Raw genomic sequence first — 26,158 nt, 5'->3', positions numbered from 1 at the left:
TTCCGGCCATTTACCGTTTTTTTCACATTCTGTCCGGATAATTCCGGTCATTCTGGCGTCTGAGCCGGCCTCTTTGTGCTATTACCCGTAGCCTGAATTTTCGGAACGCGTCCTTTGATGTCATCTCAAACTCAGCTCAAACCCGCCCGCCGTTCACGCTTCGCCCTGCGCTGGTATTCCTGGCTGTTGCTGGCAGCCGCCGCTGCGTACGGGCTGGCGTTTGCCATGCATTGGGATGATCGAGGTGTGCTGTGGCTGCTGGAGCGCTTCGAAAGTACGGCCGAGAAGCAGGAAAGCGTCTGGCTCCCGGACTACCGGGTGGTCATCGACGCCAAGCTGTTGCCGGGCATGGAAAAGGACGAAGCTTCGGATCTTTCCTATAACCCGCAGACCAAAACCCTGTTTTCGGTGATGGGCAAGAATCCGTTCCTGGTCGAGCTGACCCTGCAGGGCGACGTGTTGCGCAAGATGCCCCTGGTGGGCTGGAGCAATCCGGAAGGCCTTACGGTGATGGAAAACGGCTTGATGGCGATTGTCGATGAGCGCGAGCACTTGCTCTCCATCGTCAAGGTCGATGCCGAGACTCGTGAACTGAAGCGTGACGATTTCCCTAAATACGACCTCGGCCCGTCAAAGGACCAGAACAAGGCCTTCGAAGCCATCACCTGGGACGCCCGTAACCAGCAACTGCTACTGGGCGAAGAGCGTCCACCCGCGCTGTTCACCTGGAAAAGCGACGGCAGCCAGACGCTCAAGGGCGACAAGCAGAAACTCGACAGCGACGAACTCGATATTCGTAACCTGTCGGCCCTGGCGATCGATCCGCGCACCGGTCACACCCTCGTTCTGTCCGCTGATTCGCACCTGTTGCTGGAGCTGGACGAGAAGGGCGAACAGGTCAGCTTCATGACCCTGCTCGGCGGTTTCAACGGTTTGAAGAAAACCATTCCCCGCGCCGAAGGCGTAACCATGGACGACTCGGGCACGCTGTACATGGTCAGCGAGCCGAACCTGTTCTACCGCTTCGAAAAGCAGAAGTAATCTCTCCTACAGCAATTGCAGATCTGTGCAGTTGTGGCCTGAGGCAAGTGGCCATTAAGCTTCAGTTCAGACAGGCGTGATATTTCATCCGCCTGTTTTGACTCCGAGCCTGCCTGAATGCGTCGACTTGCCCGCCCCAAGCCTCTGTTCATCACCCTGTCGATGATTGCCCTGGTCGCATTGATTGCGATCGGCCAATACATGCGCCTGTTCGAGCGTGCCTGGTTCAACCTGCATACGCTCTGGCAGCCGATGAGCAGCCAGTCCATCGGGCTGGATCAATATCGGGCAGAGATTGAAGCGAAAGTCATCGATGGGCTGAACGACGACGTGTCCGCGCTGACCTACGATCCGGTGCGCAAGAGCCTGTTCACCGTGACCAACAAGAATGCCGAACTGATCGAGCTGTCGCTGGATGGCACGATCCTGCGCCGTGTCGCCTTGATCGGCTTCGGCGATCCGGAGGCGGTGGAGTTCATCAGCGCCGACACCTATGTGATCACCGACGAGCGCCAGCAGCGCCTGATCAAGATCCATCTGGAGCACGACACCACGTTCCTTGATGCGGCGGACGCCGAGCAAATGACCCTCGGTGTGCACATGAGCGGCAACAAGGGGTTTGAAGGCCTGGCGTACGACTCGGTGGGCAAGCGCCTGTTCGTGGCCAAGGAGCGGGACCCGATGCTGATCTATGAAGTGCACGGTTTCCCGCACTTCAATCCGGAAAAATCCTACGCAGTACACGTGATCAACAATCCCAAGCGCGATGCCGGGATGTTCGTGCGCGATCTGTCGAGCCTGCAATACGACGAGCGCAGCGGTCATTTACTGGCGCTGTCCGACGAGTCGCGGCTGATTCTGGAGCTGGATGTGGACGGGCGCCCGTTGAGCACCATGTCGTTGAGCGGTGGCCGGCAGGGTCTGAAGAAAACCGTGCCGCAGGCGGAAGGTATCGCGATGGATGACGATGGGGCGTTGTATCTGGTGAGCGAGCCGAATCTGTTTTATGTCTTCAGGAAGCCTGTGCAGAACTAACCAGCACCATCTAACAATGTGGGAGCTAGCAAACTGGCTCCCACAGTTTTTTCATCTGCCCACCAAAATACGGGCAGTTTCGGCTTACTCAGCCTTCAGTGTTTTCACACCTTCGGAAGTACCCAGCAACAGCAGGTCTGCCGGACGCGCCGCGAACAGGCCGTTGGTGACCACGCCGACGATCGCATTGATCTGCGCTTCCAGCTCCACCGGATTGGTGATCTGCAGATTGTGCACGTCGAGGATGATGTTGCCGTTGTCGGTCAGCACGCCTTCGCGGTAGACCGGGTCGCCGCCCAGTTTCACCAGTTGGCGGGCCACGTGGCTGCGGGCCATCGGGATCACTTCCACCGGCAGCGGGAACGCGCCGAGCACCGACACCAGTTTGCTGGCGTCGGCGATGCAGATGAAGGTCTGGGCCACGGCCGCGACGATCTTCTCGCGGGTCAGGGCTGCGCCGCCGCCCTTGATCAGGTTCAGGTGTTCGTCGCTTTCATCGGCGCCGTCGACGTAGAACTCCAGGTTGCTCACGGTGTTCAGCTCGTACACCGGAATCCCGTGGCCCTTGAGGCGCGCGGCGGTGGCTTCGGAGCTTGCGACCGCGCCATCGAACGCGCCCTTGTGCTGGGCCAGGGCGTCGATGAAGCAGTTGGCGGTGGAGCCGGTGCCGACGCCGACGATGCTCTTGTCGTCGAGTTTCGGGAGGATGAAGTCGACGGCAGCCTGGGCCACGGCCTGTTTGAGTTGATCCTGGGTCATGCGGGCTCCGTAAGCGGGCAAGGTAAGAACGGAAAGGCCGGCATTATAGCCTCAAGCCGGGCTAAAACCTCTGGATTCGTGTGGTCGTGCGCCCAAAAGCCGGGTTAGACTCGCTGGTCCCGCCCAATCGCCAGTGATGCTTTCCGATGCTCGAACAGTACGTCAAGAAGATCCTCACCTCGCGCGTTTATGACGTTGCCGTAGAAACCCCGCTGCAGAACGCCCGCCAGCTCTCCGAGCGGCTGGGCAACGACATCTGGCTCAAGCGTGAAGACTTGCAGCCAGTGTTCTCGTTCAAGATTCGCGGCGCCTACAACAAGCTGACCCAGTTGAGCGACGAAGAGCGCGCTCGCGGCGTGGTCACCGCGTCGGCGGGCAACCATGCACAGGGCCTGGCCCTGGCGGCGAAAGTGTTGGGCGTGAAAGCGACCATCGTGATGCCCAAGACCACCCCGGAGATCAAGGTCGAAGGCGTGCGCTCGCGCGGTGGCAAAGTGGTGCTGCACGGCGATTCCTTCCCGGAAGCGCTGGCCTACTCGCTGAAGCTGGTCGACGAAAAAGGCTACGTCTACATCCACCCGTACGACGATCCGCACACCATTGCCGGGCAGGGCACCGTGGCGATGGAAATTCTGCGCCAGCACCCGCAGCCGCTGGATGCGATCTTCGTTCCGGTGGGCGGCGGCGGTCTGATCGCCGGCATCGCGGCCTACGTGAAATACCTGCGCCCGGACATCAAGGTCATCGGCGTCGAGCCCGACGACTCCAACTGCCTGCAAGCGGCGATGGCCGCGGGCGAACGCGTTGTTCTGCCGACCGTGGGTATCTTCGCCGATGGCGTGGCGGTGGCGCAGATCGGCCAGCACACCTTCGACATCTGCAAGGATTACGTCGACGAAGTGATCACCGTCAGCACCGACGAAATCTGCGCGGCGATCAAGGACATCTACGACGACACCCGTTCGATCACCGAACCGGCTGGTGCCCTGGGCGTGGCCGGTATCAAGAAGTATGTCGAGCAGCGCGGCGTCAGCGGCCAGACCTTCGTGGCCATCGACTCCGGGGCCAACGTCAACTTCGACCGCTTGCGCCACGTCGCCGAGCGCGCCGAACTGGGTGAAGGCCGCGAAGCGATTATCGCCGTGACCATCCCGGAGAAGGCCGGCAGCTTCAAGGCGTTCTGCGAGGCCATCGGCAAGCGCCAGATCACCGAATTCAACTACCGCTATAACAATGGCAGCGAAGCGCACATCTTCGTTGGCGTGCAGACCCACCCGGACAACGACCCGCGCAGTGCACTGCTGGCGAGCCTGACCGAGCAGGGTTTCCCGGTACTCGACCTGACCGACAACGAACTGGCCAAACTGCACATCCGTCACATGGTCGGCGGGCGCGCCGCGCACGTGGTCGATGAAGTGGTGCTGCGCTTCGAGTTCCCGGAGCGTCCGGGCGCGCTGTTCAACTTCCTCAACAAGCTCGGCGGTCGCTGGAACATCTCGATGTTCCACTACCGCAACCACGGAGCAGCAGACGGACGAGTAGTGGCGGGCCTGCAAGTGCCCCACGACGAACGTCATCTGGTTCCCGCAGCCCTTGAGGAAATCGGCTACCCGTACTGGGACGAAAGCGACAACCCGGCCTATCAGCTGTTTCTTGGCTGAACGGCTACGCTGATGGGTATGGCCCAAGGAAAGAGAAATACATGGAAACCCTGACCACCCTGAAAGTCCTTCACGTCGCGGCGACCGTGGTAATCCTGGCGAGCGGGCTGGGGCTCGCCGCTGCTTCCTGGCGTAATCGCAGCGAAGGGCCGGCCAGCACGATGCAGCGACCCTGGCTGTTCGTCTGGTGTCTGATGCTGATCGGCGTGCTCAGCATGCCTTTCACCGGCTGGTGGCTGGTGCACCTGGTTGGCTGGCCACTGGGGCAGTTCTGGATTCTGGGGTCCAGCGTGATCTATGCCGTGGCCACCTTCAGTGCGGTCTGGCTGCTTGTTCGGCTTAATCGGCTGTGGACAAGCGGGGTCGGCAACCGGAAATTCAATCTGGCGCTGGCGATTGTCAGCGGCGTCGGATTTCTGGCCATTGCGGCGTTGATGGGGGCCAAGCCGGTTTGAGGCTTGGCATCGTGTCGACCCGTTCGCGAGCAGGCTCGCTCCCACATTGATCTGATGCGTTCACAAATTCCTTGTGGGAGCTGGCCTTGCCAGCGATGGCGATATCAGCCGCGCAGACTGATGACGGGCCAGCCACGTTTCTCGGCTTCGGCCAGCAGGTTCGGGTCAGGGTCGACCGCCACCGGATTCGTCACCTGCTCCAGCAGCGGCAAGTCGTTCATCGAGTCGCTGTAGAAGTAGCTGCCTTCCAGCGAATATCCGGTTTCTTCCAGCCAGCGGTTCAGGCGCGTCACCTTGCCTTCGCGGAAGCACGGCACGTCGGTGCTGCGTCCGGTGTAGCGACCGTCCTGCATCTCGCACTCGGTGGCGATCAGGGTTTCGACGCCCAGGCGCACGGCGATCGGCGCGGTGACGAAGCGGTTGGTGGCGGTGATGATCACCAGTTTGTCGCCGGCATCGCGGTGCTTTTTCAGCAGATCGAGCGCCTTGGGCAGGACGATCGGCTCGATGCAGTCGCGCATGTAATCGCTGTGCCACTGCTCAAGCACGGCCATCTCGGTGCGGCCGAGGATTTCCAGGCAGAAGTTCAGGTATGCGGCGTTATCCAGTTTGCCGGCCAGGTAATCCTGATAGAACTCGTCGTTGCGCGCCTTGTAGGCGATCGGGTCGAGGAAGCCGCGTTCGCACAGATAATCGCCCCAAGCGTGATCGCTGTCGCCGCCCAGAAGGGTGTTGTCCAAATCGAATAAAGCCAGGCGCATTGCAGTTACCCGCTGAAAAGTCAGTAAAAAGGCCACAAGAATACGGTCTTTTCACAAGAGTGCACATAAGCTCGGAACCTTCGTTGCCGCCTTCACAACCTTTGTGGAACAATGCGGCGACATGCGTTTGCGAGGTTGTTGCCGTGATCGACCCCGATGGTTTCCGCCCTAATGTCGGGATCATTCTGACGAATGACGCCGGCCAGGTGCTATGGGCTCGCCGTATCAATCAGGATGCCTGGCAGTTTCCGCAAGGGGGAATCAACCCCGAGGAGACGCCCGAAGACGCCTTGTACCGCGAGCTGAACGAAGAAGTTGGCCTGGAACGCGAAGATGTTGAAATACTGGCCTGCACCCGGGGCTGGTTGCGCTATCGTTTGCCGCAACGTCTGGTGCGAACCCACAGCCAACCGCTGTGCATCGGCCAGAAACAGAAATGGTTTCTCCTGCGCCTGATCTCCAACGAGCAGCGGGTGCGGATGGATTTGACCGGTAAACCGGAGTTCGATGGCTGGCGCTGGGTCAGTTATTGGTATCCGTTGGGCCAGGTGGTGACATTCAAGCGCGAAGTGTATCGCCGCGCTCTCAAAGAGCTTGCCCCGCGCCTTTTAGCGCGCGACTGACGACGGAGTTCGACCCCGAGCCATGCTCAATACGCTGCGCAAGATCGTCCAGGAAGTTAACTCCGCCAAGGATCTCAAGGCGGCGTTGGGGATTATTGTGTTGCGCGTCAAAGAGGCCATGGGCAGCCAGGTCTGCTCGGTCTACCTGCTTGATCCAGAGACCAATCGCTTCGTGCTGATGGCCACCGAGGGCTTGAACAAGCGCTCGATCGGCAAGGTCAGCATGGCACCCAACGAAGGTCTGGTCGGCCTGGTCGGCACGCGTGAAGAACCCCTGAACCTCGAAAACGCCGCGGATCACCCGCGCTACCGCTACTTCGCCGAGACCGGCGAGGAGCGCTACGCCTCGTTCCTCGGGGCGCCGATCATTCACCACCGCCGTGTCGTCGGCGTGTTGGTCATCCAGCAGAAAGAACGCCGCCAGTTCGATGAGGGTGAAGAAGCCTTCCTCGTGACCATGAGCGCGCAGCTCGCGGGCGTAATCGCCCACGCCGAGGCCACTGGCTCGATCCGTGGCCTGGGCCGTCAGGGCAAGGGCATCCAGGAAGCCAAGTTCGTCGGCGTCCCGGGTTCGCCGGGCGCAGCGGTCGGTACCGCGGTGGTCATGCTGCCACCGGCGGATCTGGACGTGGTGCCGGACAAGACCATCACCGACATCGACGCCGAACTGGCGCTGTTCAAGACCGCCATCGAAGGCGTGCGCGCCGACATGCGCGCGTTGTCGGCCAAGCTGGCGACCCAGCTGCGTCCGGAAGAGCGCGCGCTGTTCGACGTCTACCTGATGATGCTCGACGATGCATCGTTGGGCAGTGAAATCACCAACGTGATCAAGACCGGTCAATGGGCCCAGGGCGCGCTGCGCCAGGTCGTGACCGATCACGTCAACCGTTTCGATCTGATGGACGACGAGTACCTGCGGGAGCGGGCGTCGGACGTCAAGGACCTGGGCCGCCGGCTGCTCGCCTATTTGCAGGAAGAGCGTCAGCAGAACCTGGTCTACCCGGAAAAAACCATTCTGGTCAGCGAAGAACTGACGCCGGCGATGCTCGGCGAGGTGCCGGAAGGCACGCTGGTCGGTCTGGTGTCGGTACTCGGTTCGGGCAACTCCCACGTCGCGATCCTGGCCCGGGCCATGGGTATCCCGACTGTAATGGGTCTGGTCGATCTGCCGTACGCCAAGGTCGACGGCATCGAAATGATCGTCGACGGCACACGGGGCGAGGTTTACACCAACCCCAGCGAAGTGCTGCGCAAGCAGTTCACCGAGGTGGTGGAGGAAGAGAAGCAACTGGCGCTGGGGCTCGATACCCTGCGCGACCTGCCGTGCGTGACCCTGGACGGCCACCGCATGCCACTGTGGGTCAACACCGGCCTGCTGGCGGACGTGGCGCGAGCGCAGAAGCGCGGCGCCGAAGGCGTCGGTCTGTACCGCACCGAAGTGCCGTTCATGATCAACCAGCGCTTCCCGAGCGAGAAGGAACAACTGGCGATTTACCGCGAGCAGCTCGCTGCATTCCACCCGCAACCGGTGACCATGCGCAGCCTGGACATCGGCGGTGACAAGTCGCTGTCGTACTTCCCGATCAAGGAAGACAACCCGTTCCTCGGCTGGCGCGGGATCCGCGTCACTCTCGACCACCCGGAAATCTTCCTGGTGCAGACCCGCGCGATGCTCAAGGCCAGTGAAGGCCTGAACAACCTGCGAATCCTGCTGCCGATGATCTCCGGCATCCACGAACTCGAAGAGGCGCTGCACCTGATCCACCGGGCCTGGGGCGAAGTGCGCGACGAAGGCACCGACGTGCCGATGCCGCCGGTGGGCGTGATGATCGAAATTCCTGCGGCGGTTTACCAGACCAAAGAGCTGGCGCGGATGGTGGACTTCCTGTCGGTCGGCTCCAACGACCTGACCCAGTACCTGCTGGCGGTGGACCGCAACAACCCGCGGGTGGCCGATCTCTACGACTACCTGCACCCGGCGGTGCTGCAAGCCCTGCAAACCGTGGTGCGCGACGCCCATGCCGAAGGCAAGCCGGTGAGCATCTGCGGCGAGATGGCCGGTGATCCGGCGGCGGCGGTGCTGTTGATGGCGATGGGTTTCGACAGCCTGTCGATGAACGCCACCAACCTGCCGAAGGTGAAGTGGATGCTGCGTCAGATCAACCTGAGCAAGGCCAAGGACCTGCTGGCGGAACTGATGACCATCGACAACCCGCAGGTCATCCACAGCTCGCTGCAACTGGCGCTGAAGAACCTTGGGTTGGCGAAGATGGTCAATCCGGCGGCGGCCAAACCCCTCTAGATTAGTGGCGATCCCGAAAAGCCCCTCACCCTAACCCTCTCCCAAAGGGAGAGGGGACTGATCGCGGGATGCCGCAGATATGCATCGACCTGAACGAGTTGTATTGAATCCATAATCGACTCGATCTTTCAGGTCGATGTAAGGCTCAAGACACCTCGGTCGGCTCCCTCTCCCTCCGGGAGAGGGCTGGGCGGGCGGCGTTCCGATGAGGGTAGCTTTTAAATTTTGATCTCCACTTCCCCCAAATGCCCGCCATACGGCCCGAAACTCCGCTCCACCATCCGCCGCGTCCCATCCGCCTGCACAATCAACGCCGTACTCGCCCGAGTCCCATAGCTCTGGCTGGCAATAAACACACTCGACAACAACGACTCGGTCGCCAGGCCCACGCCGGTGTCCGGCAGATCAGCAAACGGCGCCGTTTGCGTATCCCCCAACAACGCCAACAATCGCTCGGGCTGCGGATCATCCAGCACCGCACTCAATGCCGCCTTGGCCTTGAGCAGTTTCGGCCACGGCGTATCCAGCCCGGCGTTGGACAGGCCATAGACGCCGGGCTGCAACATTACCGGTTCCGAAGACCGCGCATTGAAGTGCCACAGCTCGTTGGCATTGCCCAGCAGCAGGTTGAAGCCGGCATAGTCCGGCGAACGGGTGACAACGTCGGACAAATAGTCATCGATCGACAGGTTTCCGGTCAGAAAACCCGCCACCAACTCGCCCCGAGAGCGTCGGGCCGGCGGCTGATGTGGATCGCGTATGTTGGTCAGCGCCGCGAAGCGACCGTTGGCGCCCAGGCCGAGCCAGGTTCCCCCGGCCTCGAGATCGCGACCGGCGTGAACCTGCGGCGACTCGGGCCACTGGGCCAGCGGCAGGCTGGGCCGGGCGTAGAACTCGTCACGGTTGGCCGCGACGATCAGCGGCTGGGCATGCCCCGGCCGCCAGGCGAAAACGATCAGGCACATAAGGTGGTCCTTGTGTGTTTTTTGCCCACTCTACGCAGACATCGTCCGTGCATCCATCGCCAGTGGAGCCGAAGGGTATCCATCCGTTACCATGCCGCTCCGGTTTTGGGGACGCGCCTTGGGAGGCAGTCATGGAATTTCTGCTCTATCTGGCGCTGGGCGCCTGTGCGGGCGTACTGGCCGGGCTGTTCGGGGTGGGCGGCGGGATCATCATCGTCCCGGTGCTGGTGTTCAGTTTCACCTTGCAGGGCTTCGATCCGTCGATCCTGACCCATCTGGCGGTCGGCACGTCCCTGGCGACAATCATCTTCACTTCGGTCAACGCCGTGCGTGAGCATCACCGGCGCGGTGCGGTGCGCTGGCCGATCTTCCGCTGGATGACCGTGGGCATTCTGCTCGGCGCCGGTTTCGGTGCATTGACCGCCGAAGCGATATCCGGCCCGAACCTGCAAAAGATCATCGGTGTGTTCGCCCTGATAATCGCCGCGCAGCTGGCGCTGGACGTCAAACCCAAGGCCAGCCGAACGGTGCCGGGCAAACTCGGTCTGACCGTGGCCGGCAGTGTGATTGGCTGGGCATCGGCGATTTTCGGGATTGGCGGCGGTTCGCTGACCGTGCCGTTCCTGACCTGGCGCAGCGTGCCGATGCAGCAGGCGGTGGCGACCTCGTCGGCCTGTGGCCTGCCGATCGCCGTCGCCAGTGCCATAAGTTTCATGATTCTGGGCTGGCATGATCCGTTGCTGCCGGCCCATAGTCTCGGTTTTGTGTATTTGCCGGCGCTTTTGGGCATTGCCCTGACCAGCATGGTGTTCGCCCGTCTCGGCGCGCGGCTGGCGCACAGGTTGTCGCCGAAGTTGCTGAAACGGCTGTTCGCGGCTTTGCTGTTTTGCGTGGGCCTGAGCTTTCTGTTCTGAGCCGTCTGTTTTGGCAGGTCGCAATCCTGGCTTAATCCTGAGGTGACAGCGTCGCCCGGGAATTTTTGAAGATTTGAACGCTAACGAGGAGTCGCAATGCTGCCTTACCCGCAGATCGATCCGGTGGCCCTGGCCATCGGTCCGCTGAAAATCCACTGGTACGGCCTGATGTACCTGGTCGGCATCGGCGGCGCGTGGCTGCTGGCATCGCGCCGGCTCAACCGTTTCGACCCGACCTGGACCAAGGAAAAGCTGTCCGACCTGGTGTTCTGGCTGTCGATGGGGGTGATTGTCGGCGGGCGTCTGGGTTATGTGCTGTTCTATGACCTGAGCGCTTACCTGGCCAACCCGACACTGATTTTCGAAGTGTGGAAGGGCGGCATGTCGTTCCACGGCGGTTTCATCGGCGTGATGCTGGCCGCACTGTGGTTCGGCAAGCGTAACGGCAAGTCGTTCTTCCAGCTGATGGACTTCGTCGCGCCGATGGTGCCGATCGGCCTGGGCGCCGGGCGTATCGGCAACTTCATCAACGCCGAGTTGTGGGGCAAGGCCACCGACGTGCCGTGGGCCATGGTGTTCCCGCCGTTCAGCGACCCGGCGCAACTGCCGCGTCACCCGTCGCAGCTGTATCAGTTCGCGCTCGAAGGCGTGGCGCTGTTCCTGATCCTCTGGCTGTTCTCGCGCAAGCCACGGCCGACCATGGCGGTCTCGGGCATGTTCGCGCTGTTTTATGGCATCTTCCGTTTCATCGTCGAATTCGTCCGCGTGCCGGACGCGCAACTGGGCTATCTGGCCTGGAACTGGCTGACCATGGGTCAGGTACTCTGCGTACCGATGATCATCGGCGGGCTGTTCCTGATCTGGCTGGCCTACCACCGCGCCCCGGCGGCGCCGGTTGCACCGACAGCTTAAATATTCGAACCCCGGCGACGTTTGCCGGGGCTCAAGGACACAGGTAACTCATGAAGCAATATCTCGATCTGGTGTCGCACGTCATCAACAACGGCACCAAACAGGCCAACCGTACCGGCGTGAACACCATCAGCTTTCCGGGCGCCATGCTGCGCTTCGATCTGCAGGAAGGTTTCCCGGCGATCACCACCCGCAAGATGGCCTTCAAATCGGCCATCGGCGAGATGTGCGGCTTTCTGCGTGGCGTGAACAGCGCCGCCGAATTCCGTGCGCTGGGCTGCAAGGTCTGGGATCAGAACGCCAACGAAAACGCTCAGTGGCTGGCCAATCCGTTCCGTCAGGGCGAAGACGACCTCGGCGAAATCTACGGTGTGCAATGGCGTAAATGGCCGGCGTACAAGCAGATCCCGTTGAGCAACACCGCCGCCATCGAACAAACCTTGAGCAACGGCTACAAGCAGATTGCCCAGGGCGAAGAAGACGGCCAGGCCTATGTGGTGCTGTACAAGGCCATCGATCAGGTGCGCCAGTGCGTCGACACGATCATCAAGGACCCGGGCAGCCGGCGCATCCTGTTCCACGGCTGGAACTGCGCCCAGCTCGATGAAATGGCCCTGCCGCCGTGCCATCTGCTGTACCAGTTCCACCCGAATGTCGAGACCAAGGAAATCTCCCTGACCCTCTACATCCGCTCCAACGACCTGGGCCTGGGCACGCCGTTCAACCTCACCGAAGGCGCCGCGCTGCTGAGCCTGATCGGTCGCCTGACCGGCTACACGCCGCGCTGGTTCACCTATTTCATCGGTGACGCCCACGTCTACGAAAACCACCTCGACATGCTCAACGAACAGCTCAAGCGCGAGCCGTTCGCCATGCCGAAACTGAAAATTTCGGATCGCGTGCCGGAGTTTGCCAAGACGGGTTTGTATCAGCCGGAATGGCTGGAGCTGGTAGAGCCGAGCGACTTCTCGCTGGAAGGCTACGAGCACCATGCGCCGATGACCGCGCCGATGGCGGTCTAGTCGGCAGGATCGTTCCCACGCTCTGCGTGGGAATGAATCCCGTGACGCTCCGCGTCACTTTGGACGCGGAGCGTCCATGGTGGCATTCCCACGCGGAGCATGGGAACGAGCGTCAATCGTTAGTGGCCGTGGCTGCGGCCCACATGCGAATGCTCAACCTCCGCCGCCACAACCCCGCCACTCACTTCCAGCCGCTGCAGGATCCCGCACTGATCCGCCTCCGGCCCTTCGCCACAACGCTGGCGCAGGTCGAGCAGTTGCGTCTGCAACGCCAGTAGCCCGTCGATCCGCGCCTTGACGTGCTGGATGTGTTCGTCGATCAGCGCATTCACGCTTTCGCACTGATCCTGCGGGCTGTCGCGCAGGGCGAGCAGGCTGCGGATTTCTTCGAGGGTCATGTCGAGTGTGCGGCAGTTGCGGATGAAGGTCAGGCGCTCGGCATGCGCCTGGGTGTAGACGCGGTAGTTGCCGTCGCTGCGGGCCGGTTCCGGCAGCAGGTTTTCACGCTCGTAGTAGCGGATGGTTTCCACGGCGCAATCGGTCTGTTTCGCCAGTTCTCCGATCTTCATGACGGCCATCTCCAAAAGGGTGCTTGACCCTATAGTGGCTACAGGGTCTTTACTTGGCAACAGGCACCTTCATGGACGCGACCAATGAGCGATTCCCTGCACACCCACAAGCCCGGCGACGGGCACGATCACAGTCACAAACTGCAGCCTGTGCATAAACATGCCCACGGCGGCGATTCCTGCTGCGGGTCGAAAACCGTTACGCCTGCGCCGGTTCATTCGAGTGAAGACTCGTGCTGTTCGTCGAAAGTCGCCGCACCTTCGCTTGTTCAACTGAGCGAGGCAAAAAGCGCCGACGCCCGGCTGAGCAGCTTCCGCATCGAAGCGATGGACTGCCCGACCGAACAGACGCTGATCCAGAACAAGCTCGGCAAACTGGCCGGGATCCAGCAGCTGGAATTCAACCTGATCAATCGCGTGCTCGGCGTGACCCACAATCTGCCGGACACCGCGCCAATCATCGACGCGATCAAATCCCTCGGTATGCAGGCCGAGCCGCTGGAGGCGGGCGTTGAATCGCCGGTTGCAGCGCCGGTGAAAAAACATTGGTGGCCACTGGCGCTGTCCGGCGTCGGTGCGCTGGCTGCTGAAGTTATCCACTTCACCAGCGCCGCGCCGACCTGGGTGGTGGCGATCATCGCGTTGATCTCGATCCTCAGCGGCGGCCTCACCACCTACAAAAAGGGCTGGATCGCCCTGAAGAACCGCAACCTCAACATCAATGCGCTGATGAGCATCGCCGTGACCGGCGCCGTGTTGATCGGCCAGTGGCCGGAAGCGGCGATGGTGATGTTCCTGTTCACCGTGGCCGAGCTGATCGAAGCGCGCTCGCTGGATCGCGCGCGCAACGCCATCAGCGGCCTGATGCAGATGACTCCGGAGCAGGCGACGGTGTTGCAGGCTGACGGCAACTGGGTCGAACTGGACGTCAAAAGTATCGATCTCGGCGCCCGCGTGCGGGTCAAGCCCGGTGAGCGTATCGCGCTGGACGGTGAAGTCGTCAGCGGCAGTTCGACCATTGATCAGGCGCCGATCACCGGTGAAAGCCTGCCGGTGGAAAAAACCGTTGGCGACAAGGTGTTCGCCGGCACCATCAACCAGGCCGGTTCGCTGGAATATGCGGTGACCGCTGCGGCGAACAATTCCACCCTGGCGCGAATCATCCACGCCGTGGAACAGGCGCAAGGTGCACGGGCGCCGACTCAGCGCTTCGTCGATCAGTTCTCGAAAATCTACACCCCGGTGGTCTTCGTCCTGGCCCTGGCCGTGGCGATCATCCCGCCGCTGTTCATGGGCGCCGCGTGGTTCGACTGGATCTACCGCGCGCTGGTGCTGCTGGTCGTCGCGTGCCCGTGCGCATTGGTGATTTCCACCCCGGTGACCATCGTCAGTGGCCTCGCCGCAGCGGCGCGCAAAGGTATTCTGGTCAAGGGCGGCGTGTACCTGGAGGGCGGTTTCAAGCTCGACTATCTGGCCCTCGACAAGACCGGCACCCTCACCCACGGCAAACCGGTGCAGACCGATTACCTGTCCCTCGACCCGACCGCCGACGCCACGGCCCCGGCGATTGCCGCCGCGCTGGCCGGGCGTTCCGATCATCCGGTGTCGCTGGCCATCGCCAACGCGGCTGTGGATAAAGGTTTCGCGGCTCTGGTTGTGGACAACTTCGAAGCGCTGGCCGGCCGTGGGGTAAAAGGCGAGGTCAACGGTCAGGTCTACCATTTGGGCAACCACCGTCTGGTCGAAGAGCTGGGCCTGTGCTCGCCGCAACTGGAAGAAAAACTGTTCGCGCTGGAGAAACAGGGCAAGTCCGTGGTGCTGCTGCTCGACCGCTCCGGCCCGCTGGCGCTGTTCGCCGTGGCCGATACCGTCAAGGAAACCAGCCGCGAGGCGATCCGCCAATTGCACGAACTGGGCGTGAAAACCCTGATGCTCACCGGCGACAACGTCCACACCGCCCAGGCGATTGCGGCGCAGGTCGGGATCGATCAGGCCAAGGGCGACTTGCTGCCCACCGATAAACTGCAAGCCATCGAAGACCTGTACGCGCAGGGCCATCGGGTCGGCATGGTCGGCGACGGTATCAACGACGCGCCTGCACTGGCGCGGGCGGAGATCGGTTTTGCGATGGCGGCGGCAGGCACCGACACGGCGATCGAAACCGCCGATGTCGCCCTGATGGACGATGATCTGCGCAAGATTCCGGCGTTCATCAGCCTGTCGCGCCATACCGCCGCTATCCTCAAACAGAACATCGCGCTGGCGCTGGTGATCAAAGCGATCTTTCTTGGGGTAACCTTCGCCGGATTCGCCACCATGTGGATGGCGGTGTTCGCCGACATGGGCGTGAGCCTGCTGGTGGTGTTCAACGGTTTGCGCCTGCTGCGCAAATAGAGGAAGAGGGGCGGTTGTGCTGAGTGCCGAGCTGAAAGCGTTTTACATGGTGGCCCGCCTGGGCAGCATCACGCTGGCGGCGAAAAAGCTCGGCCTCAGCCAACCGACCGTGACCACCCAGATCCGCAATCTGGAAAGCCAGTATTCGGTGGAGCTGTTCTACCGCGGCGGCCGGCGTCTGAGTGTCAGCGACGAAGGCGCGCGGCTGTTGCCGATGGTCAAGGCGCTGTTGCAGCAAGAAGCCGATATCGAATTCTTCCTGCGCAACAGCGGCCAGGTCCAGGGCACGCTGCGCATCGCCGCCACCGCGCCGTATTACATCCTCGATCTGGTGAAGACCTTCCGCGAGCGCCTGCCGCAGGTGGAAGTCTCGGTGGAAATCGGCAACTCGCAGCAGGTGCTCGAAGCGCTGGAGGATTACCGGGTGGATGTCGCGGCGTCGTCGCAACTGCTCGACGATGCGCGGCTGATCCGCCGGGTGCTCGGCAGCGATCCGCTGGTGCTGGCGGTGCATCGCAATCATCCGCTGGCGGCGCACGACCATGTGGCGCTGAGCGCGCTGGCCGGGCATACCTTGCTGATGCGTGAATCCGGCTCGACCACTCGGCGGCTCACCGAAGAATTGCTCGCCAGTGCAGGCGTCAGTTTCGGCCCGTTGCTGGAGATCGGCAGCCGCGAGTCGATCCGCGAAGCGGTGCTGCGCAACATCGGCATCAGCATCATCGCCCGCCAGGAAGTGCCGCACGATCCGCAGTTGCGGGTGCTGACCCTCGAAAATGCGCCGCAGATTCCCGAATACCTTTACTGCCTCAAGGAACGCAAGAACGCCCGGTTGCCGGCGGCGTTTCTCGGGCTGGCGCAGGAAATGTCCCCGGCTTGATCGTAATGATCGTTCCCACGCTCTGCGTGGGAATGCCTCATTGGACGCTCTGCGTCCGCTCTTGGGACGCGGAGCGTCCCGGGCTGCATTCCCACGCAGAGCGTGGGAACGATCCGCGATCCGCGGTGAACCAAAATCCCTGAATACCACTATCGGTCGATTTTGCCTTGTTGCCATATGACCGACGCATTACAACTCTAGGATTCGTCTCATCTGCTTGATGAGGCCTGTCCATGAACCCTGCAATCGCAACTGCCCTGACCAACCCCGGCGCACCGATGAAAGTGCGCGGCGTGCAGAAGCGCTTCGGCGCTTTCACGGCGCTGGATAACGTCTCCCTCGATGTCGCGGCCGGTGAGCTGGTGTGCCTGCTCGGCCCGTCGGGCTGTGGCAAGACCACGTTGTTGCGTTGCATCGCCGGTCTGGAGAAGCAGGACAGCGGCGAGTTGTACCTCGGCGAGCGCGACGTTTCCCACCTCGCGCCCCAGGCTCGGGATTACGGCATCCTGTTCCAGTCCTACGCGTTGTTCCCCAATCTGACCGTCGAAGCGAACATTGCCTACGGCCTCGCCGGCAGCGGTCGCGATGAAGTGCGCCGTCGCGTCGGTCAGATGCTGGAACTGGTCGGCCTCAGCGGCAGTGAGAAAAAGTACCCGGGCCAGTTGTCCGGTGGCCAGCAGCAACGGGTGGCACTGGCCCGCGCCCTGGCTCCCGCGCCGTCGTTGCTGTTGCTCGACGAACCGATGTCGGCCCTCGACGCCCGGGTCCGCGAGCATCTGTGCACCGAGCTGCGCCAACTGCAACGCAACCTCGGCATCACCACCCTGATGGTCACCCACAATCAGGACGAAGCCATGCTGATGGCCGATCGCATCGCCGTGATGAACAACGGCAAGGTCGAGCAGTACGCCACCCCGCAGGAAATCTACAACCGCCCGGCCACACCGTTCGTGGCCGAGTTCGTCGGCCAGGGCAACTGGCTGCCGTTCCAGCGCAGCAGCGACAGCCACGCCAAGGTCGGCGGGATGAACCTGCGCCTGGCCGACGGCAGCGTCCATAGTCCGTCGGGCCGGTTGTTCTGCCGTCCGGAAGCGATCAACGTCAATCCGTTGGTGCACGAAGAAAACCTGTTCCCGGCCAAGGTTCGCGAGATCACCTTCCTCGGCAACCGCTGCCGCATGAGCTTCGAACTCGATCAATTGCCCGGTCATGCCTTGCTCGCCGAACTGGCACCGGAAGCCATGCCACGCCTCGGCGCCCAGCAGATCATGGTCGCCTTGCCGCCACGCAGCCTGCAGGTGTTTGCCTGATGAACAGCAACCTCGCACTGCCGCTACCGCAAAAGCAGGCGCGGCAGGTGTCCGGGGCCGAGGTCGGCGACCGGATCTTCGTCCTCGGCGGCAAACTCCTGCTGTTGGTGCTGCTCGGTGTGGCGGTGCTGTTGCCATTGCTGGCGATCTTCTGGCGCGGCTTCAGCAGCGAAGCCGGGCAGGGCGGTGGCTGGCTCGCTGCGAAGGAACTGGTGACCAGCGACAATTTCCACTGGCTGCTCGGCAACAGCCTGAAAGTTTCCCTCAGCGTCGCGGCGATCGTCGTACCGCTGGCCTACCTGTTTGCCTACGCCTTGCAGCGCACGATGATTCCGGCAAAAGGCATCTGGCGCGGGGTTTCGCTGCTGCCGCTGATGGCACCTTCGATGTTGCCGGGGATCGCGCTGGTCTATCTGTTCGGCAATCAGGGCATGTTGCGCGGGCTGCTGTCGGACAACATCTACGGTTTCTGGGGGATTGTTCTGGGCGAGGTGATCTACACCTTCCCACACGCCTTGATGATTTTGCTGTCAGCCCTGTCGCTGGCGGATGCGCGATTGTTCGACGCTGCGTCGAGCATGGGTGCCAGTCCTGCGAAAGCCTTCCGCAGCATCACCTGGCCCGCGACCCGCCAGGCCGTGTTCGCCGCGTTCTGTCTGGTGTTCACCCTGACCATCACCGATTTCGGTGTGCCGGTGGTGGTCGGTGGCGACTATCAGGTGCTGGCGCTGGAAGCCTACAAAGCCGTGGTCGGCCAGCAGCAATTCGGTCGCGGCGCGCTGATCGGCATGGTTCTGTTGCTGCCGGCACTGTTCAGCTTCGGCGTCGATGCCTGGCTGCGCCGCCGTCACGGCGACTCCATGAGCGGTCGTGCCCAGGTATTCAAACCGGCACCGTCGAAGAAGCGCGATGCCTTTTATCTCAGCGTGGTCCTGCTGATCAGCGCTGCGTTGCTGCTGGTGTTCGGCATGGCGGTGTTCTCGTCGCTGGTGAAGTTCTGGCCGTACAACCTGTCGTTGTCGCTCAATCACTACCAGTTCAACGAGACCGCCGGCGGTGGCTGGCTGGCTTACGGCAACAGTTTGAAGATGGCGCTGGGCACGGCGCTGATTGGCAGTGTGCTGATCTTCACGGGCGCCTACCTGATGGAAAAGACTCGCAGCCAGCGCGGGCTGAATCTGACGCTGCGCATGCTCAGTTTCGTACCGATGGCGGTGCCGGGGCTGGTGCTCGGTCTGGGTTACGTCTTCTTCTTCAACCTGACCGGCAACCCGCTGCACGTGTTGTACGGAACCATGACCCTGCTGATCGTCTGCACCATTGCTCACTATTTGACCACTGCGCAGATGACCGCCACCACCGCGCTGCGTCAGCTCGACGCCGAATTCGAAGCCGCCGCGCTGTCGCTCAAGGCGCCGCTGTACCGGCATTACCTGCGGGTCACCGTGCCGATCTGCCTGCCGGCGCTGCTGGACATCGTGCGCTACCTGTTCGTCTCGGCCATGACCACCGTGTCCGCCGCGATCTTCCTCTACAGCCCCGACACCATCCTCGCGGCGGTGGCGGTGCTGAACATGGATGACGCCGGCAACGTCGGCGGCGCGGCGGCGATGTCGACCCTGATTCTGTTCACCTCGGCGGGCGTGTCCTTGCTGCTGGCGTGGGCTTCGCGCGGCTTGCTGCGCCGTTCCCAGGCCTGGCGGCAAACGGCGCCCGGTCACTGATCTACGACTTATCCCTATCGCCTCAACTCACCTACAGGAAAACGATCATGTTCAAGCCTATGGCCCTGGCCGCTGCTGTGCTCGCTGCTTTCAGCCTGAATGCCTTCGCGGCAAAAACCGAGTTGACGGTGTACACCGCCCTCGAAGCCGAGCAGTTGAAGTCCTACAAAGAGGCCTTCGAAAAGGCCAACCCGGACGTCGAGATCAAGTGGGTGCGCGACTCCACCGGGATAATCACCGCCAAACTGCTGGCCGAAAAGGATCGCCCGCAGGCTGACGCAGTGTGGGGCCTGGCGGCGTCGAGTCTGGCGATCCTCGATCAGCAAGGCATGCTGCAAAGCTATGCACCGAAGGATCTGGGCAAGATCGGCGCGAACTACCGCGACGCCGCCAACCCGCCAGCCTGGGTCGGCATGGACGTCTGGGCCGCAACCATTTGCTTCAACACCGTCGAGGCCGAAAAACAGGGCCTGACCAAACCGGTGAGCTGGCAGGACCTGACCAAGCCGGAGTACAAAGGCAAGATCGTGATGCCGAACCCGGCCTCGTCCGGCACTGGTTTTCTCGACGTCAGCGCCTGGCTGCAAACCTTCGGCGAGAAACAGGGCTGGGCTTACATGGACGGTCTGCACCAGAACATCGGCCAGTACGTTCACTCCGGTTCCAAGCCTTGCAAACTGGCGGCGGCGGGCGAATTCCCGATCGGGATTTCCTTCGAATACCCGGCCGTTCAGCTGAAGCGCCAAGGTGCACCGTTGGACATCATCCTGCCGAAGGAAGGCCTGGGCTGGGAGATCGAGGCGACTGCCGTGATCAAAGGCACGCCGCATGAAGAAGCCGCGAAGAAACTGGCCGACTTCTCCGCCAGCGCCCCGGCGATGGATCTGTACAAGGAAAACTTCGCTGTCCTCGCCCAACCGGGCATCGCCAAGCCACAGACGGAGCTGCCGGCCGACTACGAGCAGCGCCTGATCAAGAACGACTTCGCCTGGGCCTCGAAGAACCGCGACGAGATCCTGACCGAATGGCGCAAGCGCTATGACGGCAAGTCCGAGAAAGTCGCTGCCAAGTAAATCTTCTTACCCGATTGTTCCCTGACGGAGCATTGATCGTTCCCACGCTCCGCGTGGGAATGCAGCCAAGGACGCTCCGCGTCCTCTGTGACGCAGAGCGTCACGGTATTCACTCCCACGCAGAGCGTGGGAACGATCAGCGTGGGAACGATCATTGAGGTAGCTGCATGACACAACACAAAGACTTGCTGATCGTCGGCGCCGGCATCCTGGGCCTGTCCCACGCCTATGCCGCCGCCCGGCGCGGTCTCAAGGTCACGGTTTTCGAACGCACTGCCACGCCACTCGGCGCGTCGGTGCGCAACTTCGGCCAGGCACTGGTCACCGGCCAGCCACCGGGTCCGATGCTCGAACTGGCCAAGGCCACCCGCGACATCTGGGGCCAGTGGGCGCAGCTCGCCGGCCTGCAACTCAAGCGCAACGGCTCGTACCTGTTCGCCCGCACCGAGGCCGAAGAGCACTTGCTCGAAACCTTCTGCGCCGGGCGCGCCGTGGAGCACGACTACCGCGTCGAACTGCTGCGCGGTGCCGCGCTGCGCGATCTGTACGGCGGCCAGTTCAGCCATCACCGCGCCGCGCTGCACGGGATGGACGATCAACAGCTGTATTCCCGGGAAGCGATTCCGGCGTTGATCGAATACCTGCGTCGCGAACTCGACGTCGAGTTTCACTTCTCGACGCTGGTGCGCGACGTCGAGCCTGGGCGCCTGCAAAGTACTTCCGGCACATTCTCCGCCAAGCAGATCATCGTCTGCTCCGGCCACGACTATCAGACCTTGCTGGCCGAGCCGATTGCCGCCCTCGACCCGCAAATCTGCCGCCTGCAAATGCTCCGCGCCCGGCCGCAGATCGACCTGAACTTGCAACACGCCTTGCTCACCGGCCTCAGCTGCGTGCATTACGGCGCTTTCGCTGACCTGCCGGAAGCATCGGCAGTTCACGCGCAAATCCTGCGCGAACAACCGCACTTGCAGGCAAACGGCATTCATCTGCTGATCAGCCCGACGCCGTATGGCGAACTGATCATTGGCGATTCTCACCATTACGGCAGCGATCCATCGCCGTTCAACGCCGAGCAGGTCGATGACTGGATGCTCGAACTGGCCGAGCACACCCTCGGTTGCAAGGTGCAAGTGGTCGAGCGCTGGCAGGGTGTCTATGGTGCCCGGGGGCCGGGGCCGTTTTCATTCCTGCGTCCGGCGCCGGGGCTGAGTGTGGCGCTGATGCACAGCGGCGTCGGCATGAGCGTCGGCCCGGCCATGGCCGAGCGCAATGTTGCACAGCTTTTTGGAGAGCACTGATGTTGAGTCACGAGCAAGTCATCGACCGGGTGTTCGGCCTCTATGAGCGCTTCGGCGCCAGAGACTACATCGGCGAACCGGTGTCGCAGATCGAACACATGTCTCAGGCGGCGCAACTGGCCATCGCCGAAGGCTTCGACGACGAAGTGGTGCTCGCCGCGTTCTTCCACGACATCGGCCACTTGTGTGCCGAAGGCGCGGAAAACATGGGCGGTTACGGCGTGGTCAGCCACGAACGCCTCGGCGCGGATTACTTGCGTGAGGCTGGCTTCAGCGAACGCATGGCGCGGCTGGTGGAGTATCACGTCCAGGCCAAGCGTTATCTGACGCTCCGGGAGCCAGGCTATTTCGCGCGGTTGAGCGAAGCCAGCCGCCGCACCCTGGACTATCAGGGCGGAGTGATGACCGAGGCCGAGGCCGATGCGTTCGAGCAGGATCCGTTGTGCGCCGTCAGTCTGCGGATGCGCCAGTGGGATGAGCTGGCGAAGGAAATAGCGGTGCCGGTGATGGATCTTGCGGTGTTGAAGGATAAGGCCTTCACGTTGCTGTCCCGCGAGGCGCGCTGAAGCTTCTTACGCCAATCCGGGAAACAGTGCATGGCGTGTATTGCCCCTTCGGCCCAGACTGGTCTTTTTGCCGAAGGAGCGCACGGATGCGTTTTTTGAAAGTGATTGCCCGGGATCGATCCGGCAGCGGCGCAGGGGACACTGTCCAGTTGCGCTTTCATGACAGCGAACAGGATTGGCGCGAAGCCTCTGCCCGTGAAGTCGCGCAACTGCGCAGCTTCACCCGAACCTATCTGAAATGTGCCTGGTTCAACGCGGCCGATGAGGACACGCGGCATCTGCGGATCTTCGCTCTGAACCCCGGCCGCGATGGAACGCCGGAATCAGTGAGGCTGCACTTTCATAAGGGCGAAACCATCGCTTACAAGGCCGCCGTCCACGACCTGGATAACGATGGCGGTTTCGAGGTTGTCCTGTGTTCGGACGTCGACAACGACGGGCGCGCCAATCGCACCGATCGCAGCCGGGTGACGGCGCTGGTCAAACAGTTCCTCAAGCTCGGCTGGTTCTAGAGTTCGAGGACTTTGCTCACCAGTTCATCGATCTGTTCCTGACGCTGGGCCTGATTCAGTTTCGGATGCGGGTTGAGCGACGACCATTGCGGGTGGGCCCGGGCGATGTTCAGCGCCTCCGGCAACTTGCCCTCGCGCCAGGTCTTGTCTTGCGGCGTCGCCACCTGAATGCTGTCCAGCGCCGCATGGCCGCGGGCATTCAGCGCTTGCAGCAGTTGCCGCTGACGCAGGGCCAGCAGGCGCAGCACGTTGTCGTCGACTGTCAGTTCCCGCTGCCCTTTGATCTTGCCCAGCAGGCGATTGCCATAGCTGCGGGCGGTTTGCAGGGCACCGCCGGCAATCGCGCCGGCCAGGGCTGCTGCCCCGAGGGTGATGCCGCCGACCAGCAAGTCCACACCCGCACCGGCGGCTGCACCCGCGGCAATCCCGCCGCCGACTCGCACGCCAAGCTGCTTAAGGGTTTCCGGGTTGAACAGGTCATCGCCCCAACGCCCGTCGAGCAGCGGCAGATCACTGGCGGCGGCGTCCTGCGGGCGGAAAGCGTAGAGCTTGAGCAGCGCTTCGACGCAGCGTTGTTCGCGTTGGCGCACGGCTTTGCGCAGTTCGCTGATGGCCTGTTGTTCCTGTTCAGCGTTGCTCGCCACACTGCGTCGGCACGCGGCGCAGTCGATCAACAGTTCGGCGATCAAGCGCGCGGCGCTTTGCTCGCGGGCGAGGCGCTGGGCCTGTTGATCGGCGATCAGCCGTTCCAGTTGTGGGCGGGCGTTTTCCAGCAACAGTGCGAGGCTTTCATACAGCCGCCGCTCGCCATCTTCCGGCGGGGCGACGCTGTCGAAACGCACCAGCGCGTGCAGTCCCAGACGCGCCAGTGCTTCGCGCCAGTCCGGCTCGCGGTGGTTGGCGCTGCTGACGAAATTCAGCACCGGCAGCAACGGTTTGCCGCAACTGGCCAGCACTTCCAGTTCGTCGCGGTACTTGGCCAGCACCGGTTCGCGGGCGTCGATCACATACAGGCCGGCGTCGGAATCAAGCAGTTGCCGCAGGACTTTGGCTTCCTGTTCGAAACGCTGGCGCGCCTCGCTGCCGTCGAGAAACCGCGCCAGCCGTGCCGGGCCGTCGAGGCGTTCGCCGGGGCGTTCCAGACGCTCGAGAAAATCCAGCAGGGCGATGGCGTCTTCCAGACCGGGTGTGTCGTAGAGGTCGAGCAACGGCTCGCCATCCACCGACAACCGCGCGCCTTCGACATGCCGCGTGGTGCTCGGTCGATGGGAGACTTCGCCGAAGCCGACGTCGCGGGTCAGGGTGCGCAACAGCGAAGTCTTGCCGACGTTGGTGTGGCCGACCACCGCCAGTTTCAGCGGCGCTTTCCAGGCATCAGTCATGTCCGTGCTCCAGCCAGTTCAACGGGGCGCAATCGGCGAACGGCAGTTCCAGCTGATGCAATGCCACGTGCCAGTCACCGAGGCGTTCGGCGTCCAGCGCTTGTCCTTGCGGCGCTTGCAACAGCCAGACACGGGTTGCGGCGGCGTTGCGCGCCAGCTCGGCAATCAGCGCCAGGCTGCCGCGATCCGGCGAACGCCGTGGGTCGCAGGCAATCGCGAGGCGCGCCGGCGGGAAGCGGCTGAGCTGTTCGAGCAGTTTGTTGCGCGATTCACGGCTGTCGAGGATGCCGGCGTTGCTGACGTTTTTCGGCAGCGTCGGCGGCCATGAGTGCTGATCGTCGAGTTCGATTGCCACCAGCAACGCGCCATCGCTGGCGTGTTCGCCCACGGTGCTTTCGACGCGGTGCAATTGCGCAGGCTCCGGGTCGGTGATGCCGAGGCGTTCGCTGGTCGGCATCAGGCGTTCGCGCAGTTGGGCGTAGCCGGGCAGGTTCAGGTCCAGGCGCAACGCAGCCTTGCCGCTGTTCCAGCGCCAGAAGCAAAAAAGCGCCAACAGCAGGCGCGGCAGCACGCCGTACACCACCAGCACGCCGACCAGCCAGGTCGCCCAGGCCTGACGGGCGCTTTCGATGTTCAGCGCGGTGTCGCCGCTGGCGCGGATCATTTCGACAGTGGGTACGTTAAAGCCCAGCAGCGCCGGCAATGCGCCGAGGGACTGGGTCATGTTGATGAATGTGTCGGCACTGAGAATCGTGGTTTCCCAGACGAAGCCGTAGCGCCGGGTCGCCATCAGCGTCAGCAGCAAAACCAGCGCGCTGACCATCGCCAGCAACCACAGGCCGTTGACCAGCGTACCGAGTGCCCAGCGATTGAGCTTCTTGCGTTGCAGCATCAGCAGCAGAGCCGGCGCCAGTTGCGCCGCCTTGGCGTCGCGGGCGAGTTTTTCACTGAGCCACAGCCACAAGCGGCCGAGGGTGGCGCCATGTTCGCCAGCGAAGATCAGCCCCAGCGCCCAGCTCAACAGCAGAATCAGGTTCAGCCCGAGCAGACTGCCCAGGGCCCAGAACACATTGACCGGCGTCTGGCCCAGTGCGGCGAAGGCCAGCCCTGCGCCGCTCAGTACCGCGAAGATCGCCAGCAGCACCAGCGCCAGACGCGCGCCTTGCAGCCAGTGCTTGAGCGCGGCGGTCAGGCCGTCGCGCTCGGCCAGCCACAGGGCGCGGCGCTGAATGCGTCCCGGCAGATCGCCGCCGGCCGCGCGGGCCAGGCGATTGGCTTCCAGATCGTCCAGCGGGCCTGCGTGTTCTTCGCGCAGGCGCACGGTTTCGGTGAGCCAGAGGTTTTGCAGTGAAGTCAGTTCAGTCACGCGGCATCCCGTTGCTTGATTGAGCCGTGAGCATAACCGCTGTGGCGCTTATCGGGGTAAGGGCGGCTCTGGTATCCTCGCCGGCATGACTAAATCACTCCCCCTCAGCCTGATCGCAGCCCTCGGTGAAAATCGTGTGATCGGCGTCGACAACAGCATGCCCTGGCACCTGCCGGGGGACTTCAAATACTTCAAGGCCACGACGCTCGGCAAGCCGATCATCATGGGCCGCAAGACCTGGGACTCGCTGGGTCGTCCGTTGCCGGGGCGTTTGAACATTGTGGTCAGCCGTCAGCAGGATCTTGTGCTGGAAGGTGCGGAAGTCTATCCGTCGCTGGAAGCGGCCGTGGTTCGCGCCGAAGCGTGGGCGAAAGAGCAGGGCGTCGACGAATTGATGCTGATTGGCGGGGCGCAATTGTATGCGCAGGGGCTGGCGCAGGCAGATCGTCTGTATCTGACTCGCGTGGCACTGAGCCCGGAAGGCGATGCGTGGTTTCCGGAGTTCGATCTGAACCAGTGGACGCTGGTGTCGAACGTGCCGAATCCGGCTGAAGGCGACAAACCGGCTTACAACTTCGAAGTCTGGGAAAGAAGATAGCTACAAGCTTCGAGCTGCAAGCCGCAAGTAAAA

The 26,158-nt window shown here is 62.6% G+C and carries 24 protein-coding genes; 18 read left to right on the top strand and 6 right to left on the bottom strand.

From position 1 onward, the window contains the following. Positions 1–117 precede the first annotated feature (117 nt). The gene (locus AC07Y2_RS03025) at positions 118–1,041 is read left to right on the top strand and encodes an SdiA-regulated domain-containing protein (protein WP_074690097.1); all 924 of its coding nucleotides are present in this window, start codon (positions 118–120) and stop codon (positions 1,039–1,041) included. A 117-nt stretch (positions 1,042–1,158) separates the two neighbouring features. After that, complete coding sequence (locus AC07Y2_RS03020) at positions 1,159–2,076, top strand: SdiA-regulated domain-containing protein (protein ID WP_039765416.1); 918 nt, start codon at positions 1,159–1,161, stop codon at positions 2,074–2,076. A gap of 84 nt (positions 2,077–2,160) precedes the next feature. Here the strand turns inward: AC07Y2_RS03020 and rpiA are convergent, their stop codons facing one another. Then, positions 2,161–2,835: a ribose-5-phosphate isomerase RpiA gene (gene rpiA, locus AC07Y2_RS03015; protein WP_103385319.1), complete on the bottom strand. Its 675-nt coding sequence runs from the start codon at positions 2,833–2,835 to the stop codon at positions 2,161–2,163. Between the two features lie 146 nt (positions 2,836–2,981). Between rpiA and ilvA the strand changes: the two genes are divergently transcribed. After that, a complete protein-coding gene (gene ilvA, locus AC07Y2_RS03010; RefSeq protein WP_011336426.1) occupies positions 2,982–4,496 on the top strand; it encodes a threonine ammonia-lyase, biosynthetic in 1,515 nt (504 codons plus the stop codon). A 41-nt stretch (positions 4,497–4,537) separates the two neighbouring features. Beyond that, positions 4,538–4,951, top strand: coding sequence for a DUF2269 family protein (locus tag AC07Y2_RS03005; RefSeq protein WP_039767881.1), 414 nt, complete (start codon positions 4,538–4,540; stop codon positions 4,949–4,951). A gap of 104 nt (positions 4,952–5,055) precedes the next feature. Here the strand turns inward: AC07Y2_RS03005 and AC07Y2_RS03000 are convergent, their stop codons facing one another. Continuing rightward, positions 5,056–5,712, bottom strand: coding sequence for a histidinol-phosphatase (locus AC07Y2_RS03000; protein WP_039767882.1), 657 nt, complete (start codon positions 5,710–5,712; stop codon positions 5,056–5,058). Positions 5,713–5,855: 143 nt separating this feature from the next. On the opposite strand from AC07Y2_RS03000, the gene AC07Y2_RS02995 reads away from it, so the two are divergent. Next, on the top strand, positions 5,856–6,335 hold the full coding sequence (locus AC07Y2_RS02995) for an RNA pyrophosphohydrolase (RefSeq protein ID WP_003229203.1): 480 nt from the start codon (positions 5,856–5,858) through the stop codon (positions 6,333–6,335). A gap of 22 nt (positions 6,336–6,357) precedes the next feature. Continuing rightward, on the top strand, positions 6,358–8,637 hold the full coding sequence (gene ptsP, locus AC07Y2_RS02990) for a phosphoenolpyruvate--protein phosphotransferase (protein ID WP_039767884.1): 2,280 nt from the start codon (positions 6,358–6,360) through the stop codon (positions 8,635–8,637). A gap of 218 nt (positions 8,638–8,855) precedes the next feature. On the opposite strand, the gene AC07Y2_RS02985 is transcribed toward ptsP, so the two are convergent. Further along, on the bottom strand, positions 8,856–9,602 hold the full coding sequence (locus AC07Y2_RS02985; RefSeq protein ID WP_103385320.1) for an NRDE family protein: 747 nt from the start codon (positions 9,600–9,602) through the stop codon (positions 8,856–8,858). A 131-nt stretch (positions 9,603–9,733) separates the two neighbouring features. Between AC07Y2_RS02985 and AC07Y2_RS02980 the strand changes: the two genes are divergently transcribed. The 3 genes from AC07Y2_RS02980 (at position 9,734) to AC07Y2_RS02970 (ending at position 12,450) form a co-directional block, all read left to right on the top strand. Next, on the top strand, positions 9,734–10,516 hold the full coding sequence (locus tag AC07Y2_RS02980) for a sulfite exporter TauE/SafE family protein (protein ID WP_085612006.1): 783 nt from the start codon (positions 9,734–9,736) through the stop codon (positions 10,514–10,516). Between the two features lie 96 nt (positions 10,517–10,612). Further along, entirely contained in the window at positions 10,613–11,428 is an 816-nt protein-coding gene (gene lgt / locus AC07Y2_RS02975; RefSeq protein ID WP_039767887.1) for a prolipoprotein diacylglyceryl transferase, read from the top strand. Between the two features lie 50 nt (positions 11,429–11,478). Beyond that, entirely contained in the window at positions 11,479–12,450 is a 972-nt protein-coding gene (locus tag AC07Y2_RS02970; protein WP_103385321.1) for a thymidylate synthase, read from the top strand. Positions 12,451–12,569: 119 nt separating this feature from the next. On the opposite strand, the gene cadR is transcribed toward AC07Y2_RS02970, so the two are convergent. Further along, positions 12,570–13,019 carry a Cd(II)/Pb(II)-responsive transcriptional regulator gene (gene cadR / locus AC07Y2_RS02965; RefSeq protein WP_007953454.1) on the bottom strand — a complete coding sequence of 150 codons (450 nt, stop codon included), beginning with the start codon at positions 13,017–13,019 and terminating at the stop codon, positions 12,570–12,572. An 84-nt stretch (positions 13,020–13,103) separates the two neighbouring features. Here cadR and AC07Y2_RS02960 point away from each other — a divergent pair, with 84 nt between their 5' ends. The 8 genes from AC07Y2_RS02960 (at position 13,104) to AC07Y2_RS02925 (ending at position 22,779) form a co-directional block, all read left to right on the top strand. Then, on the top strand, positions 13,104–15,413 hold the full coding sequence (locus AC07Y2_RS02960; protein ID WP_103385322.1) for a heavy metal translocating P-type ATPase: 2,310 nt from the start codon (positions 13,104–13,106) through the stop codon (positions 15,411–15,413). A 16-nt stretch (positions 15,414–15,429) separates the two neighbouring features. Then, positions 15,430–16,293, top strand: coding sequence for a LysR family transcriptional regulator (locus tag AC07Y2_RS02955; RefSeq protein ID WP_039767890.1), 864 nt, complete (start codon positions 15,430–15,432; stop codon positions 16,291–16,293). Positions 16,294–16,526: 233 nt separating this feature from the next. Then, positions 16,527–17,603 carry a putative 2-aminoethylphosphonate ABC transporter ATP-binding protein gene (locus tag AC07Y2_RS02950; RefSeq protein ID WP_074690113.1) on the top strand — a complete coding sequence of 359 codons (1,077 nt, stop codon included), beginning with the start codon at positions 16,527–16,529 and terminating at the stop codon, positions 17,601–17,603. After that, positions 17,603–19,327, top strand: coding sequence for a putative 2-aminoethylphosphonate ABC transporter permease subunit (locus AC07Y2_RS02945; protein ID WP_103385323.1), 1,725 nt, complete (start codon positions 17,603–17,605; stop codon positions 19,325–19,327). Before AC07Y2_RS02950 ends, AC07Y2_RS02945 begins: the two co-directional genes overlap by 1 nt. A gap of 47 nt (positions 19,328–19,374) precedes the next feature. Beyond that, the gene (locus AC07Y2_RS02940; protein WP_074690117.1) at positions 19,375–20,400 is read left to right on the top strand and encodes a putative 2-aminoethylphosphonate ABC transporter substrate-binding protein; all 1,026 of its coding nucleotides are present in this window, start codon (positions 19,375–19,377) and stop codon (positions 20,398–20,400) included. Between the two features lie 167 nt (positions 20,401–20,567). Beyond that, on the top strand, positions 20,568–21,701 hold the full coding sequence (locus AC07Y2_RS02935) for a TIGR03364 family FAD-dependent oxidoreductase (RefSeq protein WP_103385325.1): 1,134 nt from the start codon (positions 20,568–20,570) through the stop codon (positions 21,699–21,701). Further along, complete coding sequence (locus tag AC07Y2_RS02930; RefSeq protein WP_103385326.1) at positions 21,701–22,267, top strand: phosphonate degradation HD-domain oxygenase; 567 nt, start codon at positions 21,701–21,703, stop codon at positions 22,265–22,267. The genes AC07Y2_RS02935 and AC07Y2_RS02930 overlap by 1 nt, the downstream gene beginning before the upstream one ends. A gap of 86 nt (positions 22,268–22,353) precedes the next feature. After that, positions 22,354–22,779, top strand: coding sequence for a hypothetical protein (locus AC07Y2_RS02925; protein WP_085667380.1), 426 nt, complete (start codon positions 22,354–22,356; stop codon positions 22,777–22,779). Here AC07Y2_RS02925 and AC07Y2_RS02920 read toward each other — a convergent pair. Then, on the bottom strand, positions 22,776–24,161 hold the full coding sequence (locus AC07Y2_RS02920) for a GTPase/DUF3482 domain-containing protein (protein ID WP_074690123.1): 1,386 nt from the start codon (positions 24,159–24,161) through the stop codon (positions 22,776–22,778). The genes AC07Y2_RS02925 and AC07Y2_RS02920 overlap by 4 nt on opposite strands. Beyond that, complete coding sequence (locus AC07Y2_RS02915) at positions 24,154–25,527, bottom strand: DUF2868 domain-containing protein (protein ID WP_103385327.1); 1,374 nt, start codon at positions 25,525–25,527, stop codon at positions 24,154–24,156. Before AC07Y2_RS02915 ends, AC07Y2_RS02920 begins: the two co-directional genes overlap by 8 nt. 85 nt (positions 25,528–25,612) lie before the next feature. Between AC07Y2_RS02915 and AC07Y2_RS02910 the strand changes: the two genes are divergently transcribed. Continuing rightward, positions 25,613–26,125 carry a dihydrofolate reductase gene (locus AC07Y2_RS02910; RefSeq protein WP_103385328.1) on the top strand — a complete coding sequence of 171 codons (513 nt, stop codon included), beginning with the start codon at positions 25,613–25,615 and terminating at the stop codon, positions 26,123–26,125. Positions 26,126–26,158: the final 33 nt, after the last annotated feature.

The sequence above is a fragment of the Pseudomonas sp. GW456-12-1-14-TSB6 genome, assembly GCF_059424205.1.
The sequence above is the reverse complement of the archived record's forward strand: the minus strand, read 5'-3'. Positions and strand labels throughout refer to the sequence as shown.

Bases quoted from the DNA above. Each gene is read 5' to 3' on its own strand.
- AC07Y2_RS03025 (WP_074690097.1), top strand. From the start codon at position 118: ATGTCATCTCAAACTCAGCTCAAACCCGCCCGCCGTTCACGCTTCGCC.
- AC07Y2_RS03020 (WP_039765416.1), top strand. From the start codon at position 1,159: ATGCGTCGACTTGCCCGCCCCAAGCCTCTGTTCATCACCCTGTCGATG.
- rpiA (WP_103385319.1), bottom strand. From the start codon at position 2,835: ATGACCCAGGATCAACTCAAACAGGCCGTGGCCCAGGCTGCCGTCGAC.
- ilvA (WP_011336426.1), top strand. From the start codon at position 2,982: ATGCTCGAACAGTACGTCAAGAAGATCCTCACCTCGCGCGTTTATGAC.
- AC07Y2_RS03005 (WP_039767881.1), top strand. From the start codon at position 4,538: ATGGAAACCCTGACCACCCTGAAAGTCCTTCACGTCGCGGCGACCGTG.
- AC07Y2_RS03000 (WP_039767882.1), bottom strand. From the start codon at position 5,712: ATGCGCCTGGCTTTATTCGATTTGGACAACACCCTTCTGGGCGGCGAC.
- ptsP (WP_039767884.1), top strand. From the start codon at position 6,358: ATGCTCAATACGCTGCGCAAGATCGTCCAGGAAGTTAACTCCGCCAAG.
- AC07Y2_RS02985 (WP_103385320.1), bottom strand. From the start codon at position 9,602: ATGTGCCTGATCGTTTTCGCCTGGCGGCCGGGGCATGCCCAGCCGCTG.
- AC07Y2_RS02980 (WP_085612006.1), top strand. From the start codon at position 9,734: ATGGAATTTCTGCTCTATCTGGCGCTGGGCGCCTGTGCGGGCGTACTG.
- lgt (WP_039767887.1), top strand. From the start codon at position 10,613: ATGCTGCCTTACCCGCAGATCGATCCGGTGGCCCTGGCCATCGGTCCG.
- AC07Y2_RS02970 (WP_103385321.1), top strand. From the start codon at position 11,479: ATGAAGCAATATCTCGATCTGGTGTCGCACGTCATCAACAACGGCACC.
- cadR (WP_007953454.1), bottom strand. From the start codon at position 13,019: ATGAAGATCGGAGAACTGGCGAAACAGACCGATTGCGCCGTGGAAACC.
- AC07Y2_RS02960 (WP_103385322.1), top strand. From the start codon at position 13,104: ATGAGCGATTCCCTGCACACCCACAAGCCCGGCGACGGGCACGATCAC.
- AC07Y2_RS02950 (WP_074690113.1), top strand. From the start codon at position 16,527: ATGAACCCTGCAATCGCAACTGCCCTGACCAACCCCGGCGCACCGATG.
- AC07Y2_RS02945 (WP_103385323.1), top strand. From the start codon at position 17,603: ATGAACAGCAACCTCGCACTGCCGCTACCGCAAAAGCAGGCGCGGCAG.
- AC07Y2_RS02940 (WP_074690117.1), top strand. From the start codon at position 19,375: ATGTTCAAGCCTATGGCCCTGGCCGCTGCTGTGCTCGCTGCTTTCAGC.
- AC07Y2_RS02935 (WP_103385325.1), top strand. From the start codon at position 20,568: ATGACACAACACAAAGACTTGCTGATCGTCGGCGCCGGCATCCTGGGC.
- AC07Y2_RS02930 (WP_103385326.1), top strand. From the start codon at position 21,701: ATGTTGAGTCACGAGCAAGTCATCGACCGGGTGTTCGGCCTCTATGAG.
- AC07Y2_RS02925 (WP_085667380.1), top strand. From the start codon at position 22,354: ATGCGTTTTTTGAAAGTGATTGCCCGGGATCGATCCGGCAGCGGCGCA.
- AC07Y2_RS02920 (WP_074690123.1), bottom strand. From the start codon at position 24,161: ATGACTGATGCCTGGAAAGCGCCGCTGAAACTGGCGGTGGTCGGCCAC.
- AC07Y2_RS02910 (WP_103385328.1), top strand. From the start codon at position 25,613: ATGACTAAATCACTCCCCCTCAGCCTGATCGCAGCCCTCGGTGAAAAT.